The organism is Amycolatopsis sp. NPDC104863 (genome assembly GCF_055582965.1).
The window spans coordinates 1984024-2000924 of the sequence record NZ_JBVJOW010000001.1 but is presented as its reverse complement, the minus strand read 5'-3'; the positions used below and the strand labels follow the sequence as shown (position 1 = coordinate 2000924).

Below are 16901 nucleotides of genomic sequence, written 5' to 3'. Positions count from 1 at the left end.
GTCCGCTCGGCACACCGAGCGTCTAGGCTGGTGGGAAGGGTCTTTCGGGAGGTCGGGTGTCTGAGGGGTCTTCGGAGCCGGTCATCGGTGTGCTTGCCATGCAGGGTGCCGTGCGGGAGCACGTCGCCATGCTGGAAGAAGCGGGCGCGCGGGCGAAGCCGGTGCGGCGGGCCACTGAGTTGTCCGAAGTGGACGGTCTGGTGCTGCCCGGTGGCGAGTCCACCACGATGTCGCGGCTGCTCGAGACGTTCGAACTGCTCGAGCCGCTGCGCGCGCGGATCGCCGACGGGCTGCCCGCCTTCGGGTCGTGCGCCGGGATGATCCTGCTGGCGCGGCAGACCCTCGACGGGCGGCCCGACCAGCAGCAGCTCGGCGGGCTCGACGTCGTCGTCCGGCGCAACGCCTTCGGCAGGCAGGTCGACTCCTTCGAGGCCGACCTCGACTTCACCGGGGTCGACGGCGGCGGGGTGCGCGCGGTGTTCATCCGCGCGCCCTGGGTCGAGAAGGCCGGTGACGGCGTCGAGGTGCTGGCCACGGTCAGCGGCGTGCCCGGCGTGGCGGATGACACCGCTAGGATCGTCGCGGTCCGGCAGGGGGCGGTGCTGGCGACCGCGTTCCACCCGGAGCTGACACCCGACGTGCGGGTGCACCGGCTCTTCGTCGGCCTCGTACGGCAGGCTGCCTGAAACGCGGTGCCCGGGCCGGGTACGGAACAGATGGAGGAGAGATGAGCGGCCACTCCAAGTGGGCCACCACGAAGCACAAGAAGGCCAACCTCGACGCGAAGCGCGGCAAGCTCTTCGCGCGGTTGATCAAGAACATCGAGGTGGCCGCGCGGACCGGCACCGGTGGTGGCGACCCGGATGGCAACCCCACGCTCTACGACGCCATCCAGAAGGCGAAGAAGAACTCGGTCCCGCAGGACAACATCGAGCGCGCCCGCAAGCGCGGCGCCGGTGAAGAGGCGGGCGGCGCCGACTGGCAGAACATCACGTACGAGGGTTACGGCCCCAACGGCGTGGCGGTGCTGATCGAGTGCCTCACCGACAACAAGAACCGCGCCGCGATGGAGGTCCGCACCGCGCTCACGCGCAACAACGGCTCCCTCGCCGACCCGGGTTCGGTCGCGTACATGTTCACCCGCAAGGGTGTCGTGCTGATGCCGAAGGGTGACGCCTCGGAGGACGACGTCCTGATGGCGGTCCTCGACGCCGGCGCCGAAGAGGTCAACGACCTCGACGAGAGCTTCGAGATCGTCTCCGAAGGCGGCGACCTGGTGCCGGTGCGCAAGGCGCTGCAGGAGGCCGGGTTCGAGTACGAGTCGGCGGAGCTGACGTTCCTCCCGTCGGTCAGTGTCCCCCTGGACGCGGACGGCGCGAAGAAGGTCTTCAAGCTGATCGACGCCCTCGAGGACTGCGACGACGTCCAGAACGTCTACGCGAACTTCGACGTCTCGGACGAGGTGCTCGCCGAAGTCGGCTGACGCCGGGGTCGGGATACGCGCTGAAGGCCGCCAGGGGGCAGGTTCCTTGTGGCGGCTTTCGCGCTGTCCGGCGGTGGAGAACGTCTACGCACTGCGTAGCCATCCGCGTCTCGGACGAGGTGCTCGCCGAAGTCGGCTGACGCCGGGGTCGGGATATGCGCCGAAGGCCGTCAGGGGGCAGGTTCCTCGGGCGGCTTTCGTGCTGTCCGGCGGTGGAGAACGTCTACGCACTGTGTGGCCATCCGCGTCTCGGACGAGGTGCTCGCCGAAGTCGGCTGAGTTTTCCTTTGTCCCGCACGGGATCGCGGCCCGGGTCGGAAACTTTCCGGCCCGGGCCCTGTGCTCTCCCGGGCTCGTCAGGCAGAATGTGCGCCGTGACCTCGACGACCCCCGCCGCCTCCGCCGACATCACCGCCGAACTGTCCGCGGACGAACTGCGCCTCATCGAATGGATCGAGACGCAGGCGAAGGAACGCGGCAACGCCGTCGTTTCGGTCGCCGGGGACGCCGAGGGCGCCGGCTACTGCTTCACCGCCTGTGCGTGGGCGCTGCACCACGTGCCCGAGGCCGTCGTCGTCGGGCTGCCGGAGCAGATGGGCCAGGTGCTGCTCGACGCCTACGTCGACCGCGCGGCCAACGGCGAGATCTTCGAGGTCGGCAAGCGCTACGACAACTTCTTCGAAGGCGTCCCGGTCGTCCTCGAGCGGGTCAACAAGGGGCACTACCCCGAGTTCTTCGGCTCCGCGTTCCTCATCTACCCGGACGGCGACTTCCCGGCGCTGCAGCTGATCGTCGCCACGCCGGAGGGCAAGTTCCCGTGGCACCCGGACGCGCCCGAGGGCTTCGCCCGGTGGCAGCTGGTCCTGACCGAGAGCGGCGACCCGGAAAGCTGGACCCCCGGCGTCGACGGTCCCTAGAACTTCCGCAGGTCGGCGGCCGCTTCCGGGTAGCGCTCGGCCAGCTCCGACGCCGTCGCGAACTCCACGCAGTCGTCCGTGTAGGGCGGCACGACGACCGTGCCCAGCAGGCTCCACGCGCCGAGCGTGACCGTCGCCTGCCAGGTCCCGGCGGGCACCACGACCTGGGGCCGCTCGCCGGCGGCGACGTCCGTGCCGAGCACCGGCCGGGACACCGAGCCGTCCGGGTGCAGCAGCAGCATCGCGGCCGGCGCGCCCGCGTGGTGGGCGTACACCTCGACGCGGTCCAGCCGGTGCGGCGCCGAAAACTCGGGCGCCACGAGCAGGTAGTAGATCGCGGACCCGGTCGGCGAGCGCCAGCTCTGCGCCCACCGCCCGCCCTCGACCGGCAGGGGCTCAAGACCCAGGTGGGTGACGAAATCCGACGGCTCCGGCATGTCACCCATCCTGCCGCAGACGCGGCCAGTAGCCTGCAAGCTCGAACTGGTGTTCGCGGCGAGAGGGAGAACGGGTGCGGGTGCTCGGGGTCGACCCCGGTCTGACCAGGTGCGGCCTGGGAGTGGTCGACGGCGGCAAGGGCCGGGCCGTCCGCTGCGTCGCCGTCGACGTCGTGCGGACGCCGGCCGACGCCGACCTGGCGCACCGGCTGCTCGGCATCTCCGACGAGGTCGAACGCTGGATGGACAAGTACAAGCCGACCGCCGTCGCGGTCGAGCGCGTCTTCGCCCAGCACAACGTCCGCACCGCCATGGGCACCGCACAGGCCGGCGGTGTCGTCGCGCTCGCCGCGGCGCGCCGGGGGCTGCCGGTCGTGTTCCACACGCCGAGCGAGGTCAAGGCCGCCGTCAGCGGGTCGGGCCGGGCCGACAAGGCGCAGGTCACGGCCATGGTGATGCGCCTGCTCAACCTCGAGGTCGCGCCGCACCCCGCCGACGCCGCGGACGCGCTCGCCCTCGCCATCTGCCACCTCTGGCGGGAGCCGATGCGGGCCCGGCTCGCCGAGGCCGAAGCTCGCGCGGCCGAGATGGCCCGCACCCATAAGGCCCGCCTGGCCGCCGCGGCCAAGCAGGCCGCCCCGAACAAGAAGCCTGGAGCAGCACGATGATCTCGTCGGTACGCGGAGAAGTCCTGTCGGTCGCCTTGGACCACGTCGTGGTCGAGGTCGGCGGAGTGGGCTTCGCCGTGCAGGCCACCCCGGCGACGCTGGCCACCCTGCGCCGCGGCGAGGAGGTCCGGCTGCACACCGCGCTCGTCGTCCGCGAGGACTCGCTGACGCTGTTCGGGTTCGCCGACGCCGACGCGCGGGAGCTGTTCGGGCTGCTGCAGACGGTCTCCGGGATCGGGCCGCGGCTCGCGCTGGCCACCCTCGCCGTGCTCGACCCCGACAAGCTGCGCGGCGCGCTCGTCGAAGGCAACATCACCGTGCTCACCTCGGTGCCCGGCATCGGCCGCAAGGGCGCCGAACGGCTCACCCTGGAGCTGCGCGACAAGGTCACCGCGCTCGGCTCCGGCGACGCGCCGGCCCTCACCGCGCCCGGCGCGCTGCGGGCCGAGGTCGTCGAAGCACTGGCCGGGCTCGGGTTCCCGGCCAAGCAGGCCGAGACGGCCGTGGACAAGGTCCTCGCCGACGGCGACGGCCACACCACGGCCAGCGTGCTGCGCGCGTCGCTGGCCACCCTCGGCCGGAAGCGGTAGGCGCGGCCGTGGAGTATGAAGCCGTGGAGGAAGACGAAGCCCTCTCGGCGTGGGCGCAGACCGGCGAGGAGACCGTCGAAGGCACGCTGCGGCCCCGCAAGCTCGACGAGTTCGTCGGCCAGCCCCGGGTGCGCGAGCAGCTGGAGCTGGTGCTGGAGAGCGCGCGCCGCCGCGGCGTGCCGCCCGACCACGTCCTGCTGTCCGGCCCGCCCGGGCTGGGCAAGACGTCGATGGCGATGATCGTCGCCGCCGAGCTGGGCGCCGCCATCCGGATCACCTCCGGCCCGGCCCTCGAACGCGCCGGCGACCTCGCCGCGATGCTGTCCAACCTCGCGCCCGGCGACGTCCTGTTCATCGACGAGATCCACCGGATCGCCCGGCCCGCCGAAGAGATGCTCTACCTGGCGATGGAGGACTTCCGGGTCGACGTCGTGGTCGGCAAGGGCCCGGGCGCCACCAGCATCCCGCTGGAGATCGCGCCGTTCACGCTGGTCGGGGCGACCACCCGGTCCGGCTCGCTGACCGGCCCGCTGCGCGACCGCTTCGGCTTCACCGGGCAGATGGAGTTCTACACCGACACCGAGCTGGAGCTGGTCGTCCGCCGCGCCGCGACGATCCTCGACATCCCGATCGACCGTGACGGCTGCCAGGAGATCGCCGGACGCTCGCGCGGCACACCCCGGATCGCGAACCGGCTGCTGCGGCGCGTCCGCGACTACGCCGAGGTCCGCGCCGACGGCAAGGTGACCCTCGAGGTCGCCCGGGCCGCGCTGGCCGTCTACGACGTCGACGAGCTGGGCCTCGACCGGCTCGACCGGGCCGTGCTCACCGCGCTGACCAGGTCGTTCGGCGGCGGGCCGGTCGGCATATCGACGCTGGCGGTGGCCGTGGGGGAGGAGGCGACCACCGTGGAAGAGGTCTGCGAGCCCTACCTGGTGCGCGCCGGTATGCTCGCCCGCACCCCGCGTGGCCGGGTGGCGACCGCGGCCGCCTGGGAGCACCTCGGGCTGGTGCCGCCCGCCGACCACCCGGGGCGCCCCGACCCGGGCGGGCTCTCGCCGTTCGAGCAGGACTGAGCGGCCGGAACCGGCGGGTGGGTGCTGGCGTCCGCGCTGGTACCTGGCACACTTGACAGGAGCACATACCCAAAAACCGGACATTTCGGCTGGGCCCGGTGTCCGTCGAACGGAGAATCATGCAACAGCTATTGCTGCCCCTGCTGCTCGTGCTCGTCCTCGCCGTGCCGCTGGTGATGAGCTCGCGGAAGCAGAAGAAGCAGCAGGCCGCGCAGCAGGACCTGCAGAGCAGCCTGGCGCCCGGTGACCGCGTGATGACCACCTCGGGTCTCTACGGCACGGTCGCCGACACGTCCGGCGACACCACGATCGACATCGAGATCGCCCCCGGCGTCGTCACCACCTGGCTGCGGCTCGCGGTCCGCGAGAAGGTGCAGCCGGTCGTCGAGACCGACGAGGACTCGGCCGACGAGGTGGAGGCGGCTCCCGCGGAGGAGTCGATCATCGAGTCGAGCGCCGGCATCAAGAGCGACGACGAGACGCCGACCACCGCGCAGGTGGCGCCGCCGCTGGAGCACGGCAAGAAGTAAGGCCCCCGCGGTACCCCTGGGCAGGGGCGGAAAGCTCCCGACGAATGTCGGTGCGGCCGCAACGCCGGGCTCACGCAGCACCGAGTAGTGTCTCGGTGCTGCGTGCGTGTCCGCCGTCATACCCGTGCCCGGGAGTGAATCGCACACAGTCCGGCCCGGTAACCCTCCGGGCGGGCACCAGACCGTTGGGGCAACCCAGTCCGAGGAGACCGAAGCACCGTGGCATCATCGGCCGGGCATCTCCGCCCGGGACGCTATCTCGCCTTCTTCGCCCTGATCGTGATCGTGCTGTACGCGCTGGTGTTCCTCACCGGCAACCACAAGCCGACCCCGAAGCTGGGCATCGACCTGCAAGGCGGCACCCGGGTCACGCTCACCGCCCGCACCCCGGACGGTGGCCAGCCCACCCGGGAGTCCCTCAACCAGGCGCGCCAGATCATCGAGCGCCGGGTCAACGGGATCGGCGTCGGTGGCACCGAGGTCCTCCTCGACGGCAACAACGTCGTCATCACCGTCCCCGGCGAGCAGGGCGACCAGGCGAAGAACCTGGGCAAGACCGCGAAGCTGGGCTTCCGCAAGGTCGTCGCGAACGCGACGCAGCCGGTGGTGCCCCCGCAGCCGCAGCCGTCCACCCCGCCGTCCTCGGGCGCCCCGAGCACCCCGCCGTCCTCGGGCGCGCCGTCTTCCGGCGCGCCGACGGCCAGCTCCAGCGCTCCGCCGTCCAGCCCGGCCGCCGGTGGTGGCGGCGCTCCCGCCGCCGCGCCCGCGCAGCAGCAGAGCACCACGCCGGCCCCGCCGAGCAGCAGCACCACGCCGCCGCCCGCGTCGAGCCAGGCCCCGGCCCCCACGGACGGCTCGGTCGACGCCGACACCGCCAAGGAGATCCAGGCCGCGAAGGCGGTCCGGCAGAACCCGAAGCTGATCGGCGCCGACGGCACCGCGGACCAGAACCTCGTCGCCCAGGCGATGGCGTCGCTCACCTGCGCGCCGAACGCCAAGGACCCGCTCGAGGGCAACGACGACCCCAAGCTGCCGCTGGTCGCCTGCGGTGACCACGACACGTACAAGTACCTGCTGGAGCCGGAGTTCCTGCCGGGCACCGAGATCGCGGACTCGACGTCGGGGTACGACCAGCAGCGCGGCCAGTGGGTGGTGAACCTCAGCTTCAAGAGCGAGGGCACCAAGATCTGGGCCGACTTCACGTCGAAGAACACCGGTCAGCAGGCCGCGTTCGTGCTCGACACGCAGGTCGTGTCCGCGCCGAACATCCAGGTCGCGATCGTCGACGGCAACACCCAGATTACGGGCAAGTTCACCCAGTCCGAGGCCAAGGACCTCTCGGACATCCTGAAGTACGGCTCGCTGCCGCTGTCGTTCGCCTCCTCGGACGCCACCACGGTGTCGGCCACCCTCGGCTTCGCGTCGCTGCAGGCCGGGCTCATCGCCGGCGGCATCGGCCTGCTGGTCGTGTTCATCTACTGCCTGTTCTACTACCGGCTCCTCGGCGTGCTGACGATCCTGTCGCTGGCGTTGTCGTTCTCGCTGGTGTTCGCGGTGCTGGTGCTGCTCGGCCGCTGGATCGGCTACACGCTGGACCTCGCGGGCATCGCCGGCCTGATCATCGCGATCGGCATCACGGCGGACTCGTTCGTCATCTACTTCGAACGAATAAAGGACGAGATCCGGGAGGGCCGGACGTTCCGGTCCGCGGTGCCGCGCGGGTGGACCCGCGCCCAGCGCACCATCCTGGCCTCGGACGCGGTGAGCTTCCTGGCCGCGGCGATCCTGTACATCATCGCCGTCGGCGACGTCCAGGGCTTCGCGTTCACGCTCGGCATGTCCACCGTGCTCGACCTGGTGATCGTCTACCTGGTGACCCACCCGCTGGTGGCCATCGCGTCGACGTCGAAGTCGAAGTTCCTGTCCAACCCGAAGTACCTGGGTCTGGGCGCCGTGCAGCAAGTGGGTTCGCACCGCAAGTCGACGGGCGTCGGCCGCGCGAACGTGAAGGAGGCCTGACGTGGGCGTCGAGGAACTGGGCACGGACGCCGACGGCGACAAGAAGGTCGCGGCGAAGCCGGGCAGGCGGGAAAGCTTCTTCCACCGGCTCTACGTGGGCACGGGCGCGTTCGACGTCGTCGGCAAGCGCAAGCGCTGGTACCTGTTCTTCGGGACGCTGGTGCTGGTGTGCCTGCTGTCGATGATCTTCCGCGGCTTCAACATCGGCATCGAGTTCGAGGGCGGCACGCAGATCCAGATGCCGGCCAACGGCATCCACGGCGTCATCACCGAGGACCAGGCCAAGGAGTCGTTCCAGAAGGCGCTGGGCAAGCCGGCCGCGGAGACCCAGAAGGTCGGCACGGGCGCCGCGTCGACCATCCAGATCCGCACCGACACGCTGGACGCGGCCGACGTCGCCAAGGTCAAGCAGACGCTGTTCCAGGACCTGGGCCCGAAGGGCTCCAACGGCCAGCCGAGCGTGCAGGCGATCAGTGACAGCGCGGTCAGCGCGTCCTGGGGTGGCGAGATCTCGCAGAAGGCGCTGATCGCCCTCGCGGTGTTCCTCGTCGCGGTCGTCATCTTCCTGGCGATCTACTTCGACCTGCGGATGGCCTCGGCGGCGCTGGTTTCGCTGCTGCACGACATCTTCGTGACGGCCGGCGTGTACTCGCTGGTCGGGTTCGAGGTCACGCCGGCGACGGTGATCGGCCTGCTGACGATCCTCGGGTTCTCGCTGTACGACACGGTGGTGGTGTTCGACAAGGTCCGCGAGAACACGCGCGGCCTGCTCGGGCTGACCCGCCGCACGTTCGGCGAAGCCGCGAACCTGGCGCTGAACCAGACCCTGATGCGGTCGTTCAACACGGCGTTCATCGCGCTGCTGCCGATCCTCGGCCTGCTGATCGTCGGGTACATCCTGCTCGGCTCCGGCACGCTGCAGGACCTGGCGCTCGTGCAGCTCACGGGCACGATCGTCGGCGTGCTGTCGTCGGTCGCGCTCGCGACGCCGCTGCTGGTCGACTTCAAGATGCGCGACCCGAAGTACCGGCAGCAGGCCGAGCGCGTCCACGCCCGCCGGGCCAACGCGGAGCGCAAGGCCGCGGGCGACGACTTCGACGCCTCGGACGACGACGCCCTGGCGAAGGAGCTGCGCAAGGAGAAGGCGTACGCGGCCGCGGCCAGCGTCCCCGCCCGGATCCAGAAGCAGCGCCCGTCCGGCAAGCCCGCGAACAAGCGCAAGCGCTGACGTGGACCTGGACGACGCCCTCGGCCTGATCGCCGAGGTGCCGGACTTCCCGGAGCCCGGCGTGCTGTTCCGCGACCTGAGCCCGCTCTTCGCGGACGCGGGCGCGTTCAAGGCCGTGGCCGACGCGCTGGCGGGCACCCTCGACCCGCAGGTCGAGGCGCTCGCCGGAGTGGAGGCCCGCGGGTTCCTCCTCGCCGCGGCCGTGGGGTACGCCCGCGACCTCGGCGTGGTGCTGATCCGCAAGCCCGGCAAGCTCCCGCAGGTGGCGGGCCGGGTGGACTACGCGCTGGAGTACGGCACGGCCACGGTCGAGCTCCCGGTCGGCGTGGTCCGGCCGGGCCAGCGGATCGCGATCCTGGACGACGTCCTGGCCACGGGCGGCACGGTGGCGGCGACGGGCAAGCTCCTGGAGGACGCGGGAGCCGTGGTCGACAGCGTGTCGGTGGTGCTGGAGCTGGCGGCGCTGGGCGGCCGTGACGTGCTGGCGAACCGGAAGATCCACGCCCTGCAGGTCTGCTGAAACTCGTGACTCGCGTGATTGAGGCCGGATCTCGCGTGATTGGGGCCGTAACTCGCGAGTTCCGGCCCTGATCACGCGAGTGACGGGTCCGATCACGCGAGTTACGGGTTTCGTCACGGCGAACCTGCTGGTCAGCGGGGCGGCATCCCCCTGAACGGGCGCACCCGACAGGGCCACGAGACGCAACGGCTACCCTGGTGGTTCGAAGGCCGCACGAGCAGCAGGAGGTGCGGGTGAGCCAGGAGCTCGACGCCGCGGTGCCCGCGCAGGAGGGCGCCCCGCAGAACGGGCAGGCGGCGGCACAGCCCGCGCCGCCGAAGCCGAACGGCGCGGCCCCGAACCCGTCCGCCACCCGGCGGGTGCGCGCCCGCCTGGCCCGGCGCATCACCGCTCAGCGCGCCGCCCCGGTCAAGCAGGTCCTCGAGCCCCTCGCCGTCATCCACCGCGAGCTGCACCCGAACGCCGACCTGGGCCTCCTGCAGCGCGCCTACGACGTCGCCGAGGAGCTGCACCGGAACCAGCGGCGCAAGTCCGGCGACCCCTACATCACCCACCCGCTCGCCGTCGCGACCATCCTCGCCGAGCTGGGCATGGACACCACGACACTCGTCGCGGCATTGCTGCACGACACCGTCGAGGACACCGGCTACGCCGTCGAGAGCCTGAAGGCCGACTTCGGTGAGAAGGTCGCCGAGCTGGTCGATGGCGTCACGAAGCTGGACAAGGTCAAGCTCGGCACGTCGGCCGAGGCCGAGACCATCCGCAAGATGGTCATCGCGATGGCCAAGGACCCCCGCGTCCTGGTCATCAAGCTCGCCGACCGGCTGCACAACATGCGCACCATGCGTTTCCTTCCGCCGGAGAAGCAGGCCCGGAAGGCCCGCGAGACGCTCGAAGTCCTCGCCCCGCTCGCGCACCGGCTCGGCATGGCCACAGTGAAGTGGGAGCTGGAGGACCTCGCGTTCGCCATCCTGCAGCCCAAGAAGTACGACGAGATCGTGCGCCTGGTCGCCGACCGCGCGCCTTCCCGCGACATCTACCTGCGCTCGGTCATCACCGACCTGACCAGCAACCTCGTCTCGTCGCGGATCACCGCGAAGGTCGAGGGCCGGCCGAAGCACTACTACTCGATCCACCAGAAGATGATCGTCCGCGGCCGCGACCTGGACGACATCCACGACCTGGTCGGCGTCCGGATCCTGGTCGAGGACGTCCGCGACTGCTACGCCGCGATGGGTGTCGTCCACGCGCTGTGGCAGCCGGTGCCCGGCCGGTTCAAGGACTACATCGCGCAGCCGCGGTTCGGCGTCTACCAGTCGTTGCACACCACGGTGATCGGCCCGGACGGCAAGCCCCTCGAGGTGCAGATCCGCACCTACGAGATGCACCGCACCGCCGAGTACGGCATCGCCGCGCACTGGCGGTACAAGGAAACCAAGGGCACGCACAACGGCAACGCCATGGACGTCGACGAGATGGCGTGGATGCGCCAGCTCCTCGACTGGCAGCGGGAAGCGGCGGACCCGGGCGACTTCCTCGAGTCGCTGCGCTACGAGCTGGCCTCGCGCGAGATCTTCGTCTTCACGCCCAAGGGCGACGTCATCACGCTGCCCGTGGACTCCACGCCGGTCGACTTCGCCTACGCCGTGCACACCGAGGTCGGGCACCGGTGCATCGGCGCCCGGGTCAACGGCCGCCTGGTCGCGCTCGAGCGGAAGCTGGAGAACGGCGAGTCCGTCGAGATCTTCACGTCGAAGGCGGAGAACGCCGGGCCGTCGCGGGACTGGCTGCAGTTCGCCGGCTCGCCGAAGGCGCGCGCCAAGATCCGGCAGTGGTTCGCCAAGGAACGCCGCGACGAGGCGATCGAAGGCGGCAAGGAAGCGATCACCAAGGAGATCCGCAAGGTCGGCCTGCCGATCCAGCGGCTGGTCTCCGCGGAGTCGATGGGCGCGGTCGCCACCGAGCTGCGCCACGCCGACATCTCGTCGCTGTACGCGGCGGTCGGGGAGGGCCACACCAGCGCGAAGCACGTCGTGCAGCGGCTGGTGGCGCTCATCGGCGGGGTCGACGCGGCGGAGGAGGAGCTCGCCGAGCGCGCGACGCCGTCCACGGTCACCCGCCGCCGCGGCTCCAACGACGTCGGTGTGGTGGTCAAGGGCGCCAGTGACGTCTGGGCCAAGCTCGCCCGCTGCTGCACCCCGGTGCCGGGCGACGAGATCCTCGGGTTCGTCACCCGCGGCGGCGGCGTTTCGGTGCACCGCACCGACTGCACCAACGCCGGCGACCTGCAGTCCCAGCCCGAGCGGCTGGTCGAGGTCGAGTGGGCGCCCTCGGCGTCGTCGGTTTTCCTGGTGGCCATCCAGGTCGAGGCGCTCGACCGGCACCGCCTCCTCTCGGACGTGACGAAGGTGCTGGCCGACGAGAAGGTCAACATCCTCTCGGCGTCGGTGACCACGTCCCGCGACCGGGTCGCGGTCAGCCGCTTCTCGTTCGAGATGGGCGACCCGAAGCACCTCGGCCACGTCCTCAAGGTGGTCCGCGGCGTGGAAGGCGTCTACGACGTCTACCGCGTGACCTCGGCTTCCTAGGGCGACCACGATCCGTCGACCGCGATCCCGGCGGCCGCGGCAATCCGGTCGCGCGATTCCAGCAGCCGGTCGCGCAAGGCCGGCAGGTCGACGCCGAGCAGCTTCCCGTCGCGCTTGACCGCCTTCCCGGCGACGAAGACGCTGTCCACGAGGCCCGGGTGGCCCGCGGCGACGATCGTGCCGCACGCGTCGCCCACCGGGAAGACCGAGAGGTCCTCGGCGTCGAGCAGGACGAGGTCGGCGTCCTTGCCGACGGTGATGCTGCCGGTCCGGGCCGCGCGGCCGAGAGCCCGCGCCCCGTCGATCGTGGCGAACGCGAGAAAGTCCCGGCTCGTGACGCGGCCGCGCTCGGCGGCCATCGCGGTGCGCAGGGCGCCGAACATGTCGCCACCGGCGGACGGGCAGTCGTCGATCGAGAGTGACGGGCGGAGCCCGGCGGCCAGTGCCCGGCCGGTGATCAGCGGCTCGAAGCCCATTTTCAGCTCGACGTCCGGGCTGATCGACACCGAGCCGCCCGCGTCGGCGAGCATCACCAGCTGGTCGTCGGAGAGGCCGTTGCCGTGCACGACGGTCGTGCGGTCGTCGAGCAGCCCGCGCTCGGCCATCGCGGCGATCGGCCGGTCGCCGTGCCCCCAGCCGCCGGTGCCGTGGACGTGCATGCTCACCGGGAGCCCGAGCTCCCGGGCCAGCGCGACGTCCACGGCTATTTCGTCCATTGTGGACATGACCGGGCCGCGCAGGCCGAGCGCCATGTCTTCGCCGGGCAGCACTTCCCGCACTCGCCGGATCTCCGGCTCGATGTCCGGCCCCGCGGCGCCGTAGCAGAAGATCGAGTGCCCGGGCGCCTCGCGCAGGGCCGCGATCGCGGCGTCGGCGTTCTCCGGGCGGTCGGCGCAGTGGAACCAGTCGAGCATGGTCGTGACGCCGCTCGACAGCGCATCGAGGCGCCCGAGGAGGTTGCCCAGGTGGACGTCTTCGGGCCGGTAGTGGGGCTTGAGCGTGCCGTGCATCGCGACGCGGTACTGGTCGAACGTCCAGTCGGCGCCGAGGCCGCGGAACGCCGTCTGCCAGGTGTGCCGGTGCGTGTCCACAAAACCGGGCAGCACGATCTTGCCTGCGGCCTCGACGACCTCGGCCCCGGCCGCGTCGAGGCCCGAGCCGACCGCGGCGATCCGGCCGTCCTCGATGAGCACGTCACCGCGGGGGAGCGTCCCCACGGTGGGATCCACGCTGACCACCATGGCGCCCTGGACAAGTGTCTTCATCGGTGTCCTTCCCCAAGAGTTGATGCATCAACTCTAACGTAAGCTGTCGCCATGGCGGAGATGAGCACCGAGGACTGGGCGTTCTGGAACACCTGGATGCGCGCGCACCGGCTGCTCGTCGAGGAGCTCGACCGCGGGCTGCAGCGCGACTGCGGCATCTCGAAGGCCGAGTTCAGCGTGCTGCGGACGCTGGTCGGGCCGATGCGCGTCGGGGAACTGGCCGACGCGCTCGACTGGGAGAAGAGCCGGGTCGCGCACCTGCTGACGCGGATGGAGAGCCGGGGCCTGGTGACCAGGACCGAGGCCGGCGCCACCGGTCGCCGGACAGGCGTCGAGCTGACCGCCGAGGGGCGTCGGGCGGCGGAGGCGGCCACCCGGGCCCACGGCGCCAATGTCCGGAGGCTCGTCCTCGACGGGCTCACGCCTGAGCAGGCCGAGGCGATCCGGGCATGGAGCGAGCAGGTGGTCGAGCCCGGGTAGACCAGGACGACCAGTGGAAATGTCCGGCACCCGGGCCGGTCGGTCCACTTCGGACGTCGCGACGAGCTCACCGCGAAGCTGCTGTCGTAGCCGTCCCGGCGGCATTGCCCGAAATGCCGTCACCTGTCCCGGTTGCGCATGCTACTTTCTGCAAATTGCAGGTCCCCGTTCCGGAAATCGCGAGGGAGCGAGCATGTCCCCTGGCTCGGCCGACGACACCACGCGCTACCTCTGCACGGCGTCCTACCTCGACCCCGGTTACAGCAAACGGGCGATCACCGAGTTCCTCGTCGAGCCCACCCGGCCGGTGCCGCCGTCGCCGGGGCTCGACGCCGGCCGCGTGCTCACCGAAGCGGTGCGGGCGCGCGCCCGCCGGAAGAACTACGACGGCCTTCTGGTGGCGCTCATGGCCGTTGTCATCGGGCTGTCGTGGGACAACCCGCTGCTCTACGGCTGGATCGTGCTGTCGGTGGTGCTCGTGGTCGCGCAGCCGGGGAAGACGGCGTTCGCGTCGCAGCGGTCGGTGAACCCGAAAACGGTGGCCCTGCTCGGGATCGTCGTGGTCGCCGGGATCCTGGTGTTCGTCTACTCGGACGAGATCTTCGGCGGCGGCCGGTACGTCTCGGACTACTCCTACGACGACTACTACGACGCCTCGGCGGGCAGCGACACCGCCCGGACCGTCATCGGTGTCGTGCTGGCCCTGGTGGTGCTGGTGGTCGTCACGATCGAGCGCTGGTCCCTGTGGAACCTGCTGACGACGCGCTTCAAGCGCAACGCCGCGCCGTCGGCGGGCGGCACCCTCACGGGGCTGTTCACCGAAGACTTCCGCGGGCAGCTCGAGCGGTACCAGCGCGGTGACGAGTTCGCCGGGACCCCGGGCGCGCCGCTGGTGGTCTACCGCGGGTACAACCCGTTCGTGGGCGCCGGGTTCCGCCGCGCCGCGTGGTCGATGGCGATTCCGCTGGAACGCCTGGAAGACGACGAAACCGACCCGGAAACGCGGCCGGAGCTCACCACCGAAACGTTGTACGGCGGGATCCGCGAGGCGATCGCGCACCTGCGCGAGTCGGCTTCGCTGTCGCCGGACCGGCGGCTGGGCGCGCTGACGGTGACCGAGGCGGTGTTCACCCCGGCCGCCGAGCTCATCGACCACCTCGGGGAACCGGACGCCGCGGCCTGCCTGCCGGACGTCGGGCACCCGCCGCACACCCGGCTGACCGAGGCCGGTGTCGACCGGATCCGGATGGAGCCCCGGGAATGGGCGCGCTACTACCTGTGCTTCCAGGTGGAGACCTGGGACCGGGACCTGGTGCTCACGACGTTCCTGCACGCCGCCGTGGACGACACGACGCTGTACGTCGAGTGGACGCCGTTCATGCTGCCGCCGATCCGCGCGGACTACCGCGTGGTCGACAAGATGCGGCCGGACTCGCTGCGCCCGCTCGGGCAGGGACTGCTGGCCTGGCTGGAGATGCCGGCCAGCCTGCCGGGCCGGATCGCGAACCTCGCGTCGTGGATCCGGCAGCCGAAGCGTGAACCCGGTGTTCTCGACCCGGACCGCTACGGCGCCTCGAGCACCCTGCGCGAGCTCGCGTCGGTGAACCTGTTCACCGACTACTTCCAGCTCGTCGACATCGAACGGTACGAGAAGATCATCGAAAGCCGGCTCCTGCCGACCATCGGCAAGCTGTTGGGCGACGCCGGGTTCTCGACGGCGAAGTTCGACGAGCAGGCGGCGGTCGTGATCAACAACGACATCACCATCGGCGGCGACAACCGCGCCCCGATCACCCAGACCGGGCAGCGCGGCCCGCGCCCGCCCCGGGCGCCCGGCCGCCTGGCCAGGACGGAGGCCTGATGGGACACCGGATCACGAACAAGGTGAGCATCGGCGGGGACAACTCGGGCCGGATCACCCAGACCGGCATCGAGGGCGGCGCCGCCGAGGCCACCGTCTCGTCCCTGCTGGAGCTGGTCGAGCGGCTGAGCGCCGAGGTGCGTGGCAAGGACCTCGCGAAGCAGGAGGTGCTGGAGGACACGCTGACCGACCTCTCGGCCGACCTGCGCGCGGGCGACAACGCCGAGCCGGCCGTGGTGCGCAGCCGCTGGGACAAGGTCAAGGGCCTGCTGGGCGGGCTGGCGCAGTTCTCCGAGCTGGTCGCGAAGATCTCCGACCAGGTGCAGAGGATCTTCAGCTGAGCACCTTGCGCAGCAGGGTGTTGACCTCGTCCGGGCGTTCCATCGACGGCAGGTGGCCGGTGTCGGGCAGCTCGACGAGCTCGGCGTTCGGCAGCGACTCCGCCAGGTGCTCCGACAGCTCCACCAGCCCGCGCGCGTCCGCCGTCCCGATCACCACCGTGGCGGGTGTGGTGATCTCGCCCAGCCGGTGACGAGTGTCGGGGATTCGCTCCGTCCACTGTGGAGCGGTCCAGTCGTGCCGGTACACCTGCTCGCACATTTCCCTTACCAGGACGAGCATTTCGGCGGGCAGTACGGACACGTCCCGCTCCGGGCCGGCCACCAGGTAGCGGATGTTGGCTTCCGCCATGGCCCGCACGTCGGCCGGGTCGACCTCACCCTCGCGCGCGGCGTACCGGGCCAGGCGGTCGGCCGGGACGGCCTCGGCCGTCAGCCGGGTGATGTCGGCCTGCATGTGGTCCGGCCAGGTGTGCCCGGTGAGGCCGGAGCCGAGCAGCACGAGCCGGGTGATCCGCTCCGGTGCGGCGAGCGCGGCGTCCAGCGAGCACGCCCCGCCCATCGACGCCCCGACCAGCGTCGCCTGCTCGATCCCCCGGGCATCGAGCAGCGCCAGCAGGTCTTCGTAGTGGGCGTGTTCGCCGACCCCGGCCGTCTCGCCGAAGCCGCGGCGGTCGTAGCGGATCACCCGGTGGGTGGCGGCGAGCGTGGTGAACTGGGCCTCCCACATCCGGCGGTCGCCGATCGCGGCGTGCAGCAGGACGACCGCGGGCCCCTCACCCGCTTCGTCGTAGCCGAACGCCGTCCCGTTCACATCGATCGTCGCCATGGTCCCAAGCTAGCCACACGACCGGGTCACACAGTGCGGTTTTCGCTCAGGGCGAGAAGCTAGGGTGCCGGA

At 71.0% G+C, this 16901-nt stretch carries 17 protein-coding genes; 14 read left to right on the top strand and 3 right to left on the bottom strand.

The window, feature by feature from the left end:
* Nucleotides 1-56: 56 nt before the first annotated feature.
* The 3 genes from pdxT (at nucleotide 57) to ACZ63J_RS08850 (ending at nucleotide 2400) form a co-directional block, all read left to right on the top strand.
* Nucleotides 57-686, top strand: coding sequence for a pyridoxal 5'-phosphate synthase glutaminase subunit PdxT (gene pdxT, locus ACZ63J_RS08860; protein WP_465398706.1), 630 nt, complete (start codon nucleotides 57-59; stop codon nucleotides 684-686).
* A gap of 41 nt (nucleotides 687-727) precedes the next feature.
* Nucleotides 728-1483, top strand: a complete 756-nt coding sequence (locus tag ACZ63J_RS08855) for a YebC/PmpR family DNA-binding transcriptional regulator (RefSeq protein ID WP_465312503.1) — start codon at nucleotides 728-730, stop codon at nucleotides 1481-1483.
* 365 nt (nucleotides 1484-1848) lie between these two features.
* Complete coding sequence (locus tag ACZ63J_RS08850) at nucleotides 1849-2400, top strand: DUF4262 domain-containing protein (RefSeq protein WP_465336921.1); 552 nt, start codon at nucleotides 1849-1851, stop codon at nucleotides 2398-2400.
* On the opposite strand, the gene ACZ63J_RS08845 is transcribed toward ACZ63J_RS08850, so the two are convergent.
* Complete coding sequence (locus ACZ63J_RS08845) at nucleotides 2397-2837, bottom strand: cupin domain-containing protein (protein ID WP_465398705.1); 441 nt, start codon at nucleotides 2835-2837, stop codon at nucleotides 2397-2399. The two genes, ACZ63J_RS08850 and ACZ63J_RS08845, sit on opposite strands and share 4 nt — an antisense overlap.
* 74 nt (nucleotides 2838-2911) lie before the next feature.
* On the opposite strand from ACZ63J_RS08845, the gene ruvC reads away from it, so the two are divergent.
* The 8 genes from ruvC to ACZ63J_RS08805 all read left to right on the top strand — a co-directional run bounded on the left by ruvC (nucleotide 2912) and on the right by ACZ63J_RS08805 (nucleotide 12056).
* Nucleotides 2912-3505, top strand: coding sequence for a crossover junction endodeoxyribonuclease RuvC (gene ruvC, locus ACZ63J_RS08840; protein ID WP_465398704.1), 594 nt, complete (start codon nucleotides 2912-2914; stop codon nucleotides 3503-3505).
* The gene (gene ruvA, locus ACZ63J_RS08835; RefSeq protein ID WP_465398703.1) at nucleotides 3502-4095 is read left to right on the top strand and encodes a Holliday junction branch migration protein RuvA; all 594 of its coding nucleotides are present in this window, start codon (nucleotides 3502-3504) and stop codon (nucleotides 4093-4095) included. The genes ruvC and ruvA overlap by 4 nt, the downstream gene beginning before the upstream one ends.
* 8 nt (nucleotides 4096-4103) lie before the next feature.
* Nucleotides 4104-5171, top strand: coding sequence for a Holliday junction branch migration DNA helicase RuvB (gene ruvB, locus ACZ63J_RS08830; protein WP_465312498.1), 1068 nt, complete (start codon nucleotides 4104-4106; stop codon nucleotides 5169-5171).
* 119 nt (nucleotides 5172-5290) lie between these two features.
* Nucleotides 5291-5701 carry a preprotein translocase subunit YajC gene (gene yajC, locus ACZ63J_RS08825; protein ID WP_465312497.1) on the top strand — a complete coding sequence of 137 codons (411 nt, stop codon included), beginning with the start codon at nucleotides 5291-5293 and terminating at the stop codon, nucleotides 5699-5701.
* Nucleotides 5702-5920: 219 nt separating this feature from the next.
* Nucleotides 5921-7720 carry a protein translocase subunit SecD gene (gene secD / locus ACZ63J_RS08820; protein WP_465398702.1) on the top strand — a complete coding sequence of 600 codons (1800 nt, stop codon included), beginning with the start codon at nucleotides 5921-5923 and terminating at the stop codon, nucleotides 7718-7720.
* Between the two features lies 1 nt (nucleotide 7721).
* Complete coding sequence (secF, locus tag ACZ63J_RS08815; RefSeq protein ID WP_465336915.1) at nucleotides 7722-8948, top strand: protein translocase subunit SecF; 1227 nt, start codon at nucleotides 7722-7724, stop codon at nucleotides 8946-8948.
* A 1-nt stretch (nucleotide 8949) separates the two neighbouring features.
* Nucleotides 8950-9468 carry an adenine phosphoribosyltransferase gene (locus ACZ63J_RS08810; RefSeq protein WP_465398701.1) on the top strand — a complete coding sequence of 173 codons (519 nt, stop codon included), beginning with the start codon at nucleotides 8950-8952 and terminating at the stop codon, nucleotides 9466-9468.
* Between the two features lie 233 nt (nucleotides 9469-9701).
* On the top strand, nucleotides 9702-12056 hold the full coding sequence (locus ACZ63J_RS08805) for a RelA/SpoT family protein (protein WP_465312493.1): 2355 nt from the start codon (nucleotides 9702-9704) through the stop codon (nucleotides 12054-12056).
* Here ACZ63J_RS08805 and ACZ63J_RS08800 read toward each other — a convergent pair.
* On the bottom strand, nucleotides 12053-13321 hold the full coding sequence (locus tag ACZ63J_RS08800) for an amidohydrolase family protein (protein WP_465398700.1): 1269 nt from the start codon (nucleotides 13319-13321) through the stop codon (nucleotides 12053-12055). The two genes, ACZ63J_RS08805 and ACZ63J_RS08800, sit on opposite strands and share 4 nt — an antisense overlap.
* A gap of 51 nt (nucleotides 13322-13372) precedes the next feature.
* On the opposite strand from ACZ63J_RS08800, the gene ACZ63J_RS08795 reads away from it, so the two are divergent.
* The 3 genes from ACZ63J_RS08795 (at nucleotide 13373) to ACZ63J_RS08785 (ending at nucleotide 16003) form a co-directional block, all read left to right on the top strand.
* Nucleotides 13373-13801, top strand: a complete 429-nt coding sequence (locus tag ACZ63J_RS08795; RefSeq protein ID WP_465398699.1) for a MarR family winged helix-turn-helix transcriptional regulator — start codon at nucleotides 13373-13375, stop codon at nucleotides 13799-13801.
* Nucleotides 13802-13994: 193 nt separating this feature from the next.
* Nucleotides 13995-15662 (top strand): hypothetical protein, encoded by a 1668-nt coding sequence (locus ACZ63J_RS08790; protein WP_465398698.1) that lies wholly within the window; start codon nucleotides 13995-13997, stop codon nucleotides 15660-15662.
* Nucleotides 15662-16003 carry a hypothetical protein gene (locus ACZ63J_RS08785; RefSeq protein WP_465398697.1) on the top strand — a complete coding sequence of 114 codons (342 nt, stop codon included), beginning with the start codon at nucleotides 15662-15664 and terminating at the stop codon, nucleotides 16001-16003. Before ACZ63J_RS08790 ends, ACZ63J_RS08785 begins: the two co-directional genes overlap by 1 nt.
* Here ACZ63J_RS08785 and ACZ63J_RS08780 read toward each other — a convergent pair.
* The gene (locus ACZ63J_RS08780; protein WP_465398696.1) at nucleotides 15996-16829 is read right to left on the bottom strand and encodes an alpha/beta fold hydrolase; all 834 of its coding nucleotides are present in this window, start codon (nucleotides 16827-16829) and stop codon (nucleotides 15996-15998) included. The two genes, ACZ63J_RS08785 and ACZ63J_RS08780, sit on opposite strands and share 8 nt — an antisense overlap.
* Between the last annotated feature and the right edge of the window lie 72 nt (nucleotides 16830-16901).